Origin of the sequence: Tritonibacter horizontis (assembly GCF_001518015.1) — a bacterium.
GTDB lineage: Bacteria > Pseudomonadota > Alphaproteobacteria > Rhodobacterales > Rhodobacteraceae > Epibacterium > Epibacterium horizontis.
Window position 1 is genome coordinate 1 of record NZ_LPUY01000105.1, and the last position, 3,866, is coordinate 3,866.

The 3,866-nt window shown below is 65.2% G+C and carries 3 protein-coding genes; all 3 read left to right on the top strand.

Annotated elements, in window-relative coordinates:
- Positions 1-152: 152 nt before the first annotated feature.
- The gene (locus tag TRIHO_RS19865; RefSeq protein WP_068247968.1) at positions 153-1,298 is read left to right on the top strand and encodes an AI-2E family transporter; all 1,146 of its coding nucleotides are present in this window, start codon (positions 153-155) and stop codon (positions 1,296-1,298) included.
- 11 nt (positions 1,299-1,309) lie between these two features.
- Positions 1,310-2,002 (top strand): P-loop NTPase family protein, encoded by a 693-nt coding sequence (locus TRIHO_RS19870; RefSeq protein ID WP_068247970.1) that lies wholly within the window; start codon positions 1,310-1,312, stop codon positions 2,000-2,002.
- Positions 2,003-2,144: 142 nt separating this feature from the next.
- The gene (locus TRIHO_RS19875; RefSeq protein WP_068247973.1) at positions 2,145-3,767 is read left to right on the top strand and encodes a Ppx/GppA family phosphatase; all 1,623 of its coding nucleotides are present in this window, start codon (positions 2,145-2,147) and stop codon (positions 3,765-3,767) included.
- Positions 3,768-3,866 lie beyond the last annotated feature (99 nt).

Below are 3,866 nucleotides of genomic sequence, written 5' to 3' on the forward strand. Positions count from 1 at the left end.
AAGGGCAAAAGCACATTGCCCAGCGACCACATCGGCGGCGCCAGCCCGGCAATCGGGCAAGTCTCTCTTGCAACGCAGGCCCCTATCGGCGATCACAGGGGCACTCTCTGGGGCGTCCCTGCCCTGTGCAACACCAGCGAGGTCGCCGGATCATGGCCCTGCCTGCCAGCAAGCAATTGATATATTGGAGCCTCGCGCTGGCCGTTCTGGCGCTGCTGATGTGGTCGCTGGGCAATGTGCTTTTGCCCTTTATCCTGGGCGCCGCCGTTGCCTATATCATCGACCCGCTGGCTGACCGGCTCGAAGATCTCGGGCTGAGCCGCACCGGGGCCACCGCCGTGATCACCGTCGTCGCCGTGCTGATCTTCCTGATGTTCCTGTTGCTGATCGTGCCGATGCTGATCAACCAGTTGATCGATCTGGTGCAGACCCTGCCGCAGGCCTGGTCCAATCTGCGCGAAATTGCCCGCGAGCGGATGCCATCGCTGTTTGCCGATGACAGCCGCATCAACGATGCGCTCGCCAGCCTGTGGACCATGTTGCAGGACAAAAGCGCGACGCTGCTGCAGACCTTTGTCGGCTCTGCCCTGTCGCTGCTGAACCTGGTGGTGCTGATCGTAATCGTGCCGGTCGTGTCGGTCTATCTGCTGGTGGACTGGGACCGCATGGTGGCGCGCATCGACGCGCTTTTGCCGCGCGATCATGCCCCCACAATCCGCCGGCTGTTTCGCGAGATCGACGATGTGCTCTCGTCCTTCATTCGCGGCATGGGCACCGTCTGCCTGATCCTTGGCACCTATTACGCGGTGGCGCTGATGGCGGTGGGGCTGAATTTCGGCCTGGCGGTCGGATTCGTGGCCGGGCTGGTGACCTTTATCCCCTATCTGGGGTCGATCTTTGGCGGCGTGCTGGCCATCGGGCTGGCCTTGTTCCAGTTCTGGGGCGCCATGGAAGGCGCCGATGGCGAGATGATCCGCCACAGCACCGATTGGGTCCGCATCGCGCTGGTCGCCGGGATCTTCTTTCTCGGCCAGTTCGTCGAGGGCAATTTCCTCACCCCCAAGCTGGTCGGCGACTCGGTCGGGCTGCACCCGGTCTGGCTGCTGCTGGCGCTGTCGGTCTTTGGCGCGCTCTTTGGCTTTGTCGGCATGCTGGTGGCGGTGCCCGTCGCCGCCGTCATCGGAGTGGTTGCACGTTTCGCCGTGGAGCAGTATCTGCACAGTCGGCTCTATCAGGGGCTGGATCACCGCGACGCCTCGGCCTTTGCCGTCGACGCGACACCGACAGACGCAGAGTAAGCACACCGCAAATGTCACAACAGCTCAGCTTTGACCTCCCCGCGAAACCCGCGCTGGGACGCGATGATTTCTTCGTCGCGCCCTCAAACGCCATGGCGGTGGCGCTGATGGATGCAAATTTCGCCTGGCCCTCGGGCAAGCTGGTCCTGACAGGCCCCAAAGGGTCGGGCAAGACCCATCTCGCCCATGTCTGGGCCCGCGACAGCGGCGCGCGGGTGATTTCGGCCCGCCGCCTCACCGATCACGACCTGCCGACCCTCGCCAGCGGCCCGGTCGCGGTGGAGGATGTCCCCGATATCGCCGAGGATGGCCGGGCGCAAAAGGCGCTGTTCCACCTGCACAACATGGTGCTGACCCATGGCCACCGGCTGATGTTCACCGGCCGACCCGCGCCCAATCTCTGGGGGCTTGGCCTTGCGGATCTGCAAAGCCGGGTGCAGGCGGCCACCCATGCCGCGCTGGAAGCGCCCGATGACGCGCTGCTGGCGGTGGTGCTGGCAAAGCTGTTCAACGACCGCCAGATCGCGCCGAAACCCGATGTGATCCCCTATCTGGTGGGCCGCATGGACCGGTCCTTTGCCGCCGCGCAGGCGGTGGTGGAGCGGCTCGACCGGCTGGCACTGGCCGAACAGCGCACCCTCAGCCGGGCGCTTGCGATCCAGATGATGAGCGCCGACCGCAGGAGCGAAACCGGTGAGATCTGACCGCCCGCCCGCGCGCCACCCGCAGGTTGCCAGGGTCCCTCCCCGACTTCCCAGCGGCAGAGCGCCACCGACCCGGCTTGCTGAATTGACCTGACAGACCCAATAGACCATTCTTTCCAAAGCCAAAACCTCCGGAGCCCGCATGACGACCCAGCCCGCAGCCCCGTCCGAGCCCTCAGGAAACAGCCCCGCCACCGGGCGAGACACCGCATCTGACGACTGGGGGCCCTTTGGCCGCCCGCTGTTCAACGATCCGGATTCGCGCGCCTTGGAGCGGGTCGGCGTGGTCGATATCGGGTCAAACTCGGTCCGCCTGGTGATTTTTGACGGCGCCGCCCGCAGCCCGGCCTATTTCTACAACGAAAAGATCATGTGCGGCCTCGGCGCGGGCCTGTCGGATACTGGCAAGCTGAACCCCAAGGGGCGCACCCGTGCCCTGGCGGCGCTGCGACGGTTCCAGACCCTCGCCAAGGGGCTGCTGCCCGACCCGCTGCATGTGGTGGCCACCGCCGCCGTGCGCGATGCCAGCGACGGGCCGGAATTCTGCACCGAAGTCGAAGCCGCCACCGGCCTGCGCATCCGTGTCATCACCGGCGAGGAAGAGGCCCGACTGTCGGCACAAGGCGTCCTGCTGGGCTGGCCCGGTGCCTATGGTCTGGTCTGCGATATCGGTGGCTCCTCGATGGAGCTGGCAGAGATCCAGGGCGGCATTGTCGGCAAATGCGTCACCTCGAATCTCGGCCCGCTCAAGCTGAAGGACATCGACGGCGGGCGCAGTGGGCGCAAAAAACACATCGACGAGGTGATGGCGGGCTTGCGCGAACAGATGGGCGACCAGCGGGATCGTCTGTTCCTGGTCGGCGGCAGCTGGCGCGCCATTGCCCGGCTGGACATGCTGCGACGCAGCTACCCGCTGACGGTGCAGCATGAATACCGCATGAGCGCCAGTGACGTGCGCGAAACGGCGAAATTCATCGAAAAGAACGACCTCGACAAACTGCGCGCCGACTGCGGCATCTCCTCCGCCCGGATGGCGCTGGTGCCCTATGCGGTTGATGTGCTGTCGCGGCTGGTCAAGACCTTCCGGCCCAAGGATATCGCCATTTCCAGCTATGGCATCCGCGAGGGGCTGCTTTATGAACAAATGCCCGACGTCCTGCGCGAACGCGATCCCCTGATCGAGGCGGCCCGCTTTGCCGAGGCTAAGGACGCCCGGGTTCCCGGCTTTGGCAAGACGCTCTATACCTATGTAAAACCGCTCTTTTCCGGCGCGCCCTATACAAAGATGCGGCTGGTGAAGGCGGCCTGTGTGCTGCATGACGTCAGCTGGCGCGCCCATCCGGATTACCGCGCCGAAGTCTGTTTCGACAATGCCACCCGCGCCAACCTGGGTGGGCTGAAACACTCCGAACGGATCTTTCTCGGGCTGGCGCTGCTGCATCGCTATCGGAACAAACGCCAGGGCACCCATTTCGAACATCTCTACGACCTGCTGGCCCCGGCGCAGCAAAAAGAGGCCGAGATTGTCGGCAAGGCGATGCGCTTTGGCGCCATGCTGATGGTGGGCGAGGATCAGGACATCGGCACGCTGCGCTGGCAACCGCGCAAACGCCTGCTGCATGTGGAACTGCCCGCCGCCAGCGCCGAGCTTTTTGGCGAGGTGGCGCGGGCGCGGCTGATGTCGCTGGTCAATGCGCTGGAGGCCGAGGTCCGCGTCACCATCGAAAACAAGCGCGGCGATCTGATGGCCGAAAGCGCCGACTGACCCTGCGCTCCCCCGGGTCCCCGGCCCCGCCCAGTCTGCCGTCCAGCCCGCCGCCCGGTCCACCGTCAAGTCCGCGGCCTTGGTGGATCACCGGGACGA

Coding starts and splice junctions, on each gene's coding strand:
- TRIHO_RS19865 (WP_068247968.1), top strand. CDS start 153: ATGGCCCTGCCTGCCAGCAAGCAATTGATATATTGGAGCCTCGCGCTG.
- TRIHO_RS19870 (WP_068247970.1), top strand. CDS start 1,310: ATGTCACAACAGCTCAGCTTTGACCTCCCCGCGAAACCCGCGCTGGGA.
- TRIHO_RS19875 (WP_068247973.1), top strand. CDS start 2,145: ATGACGACCCAGCCCGCAGCCCCGTCCGAGCCCTCAGGAAACAGCCCC.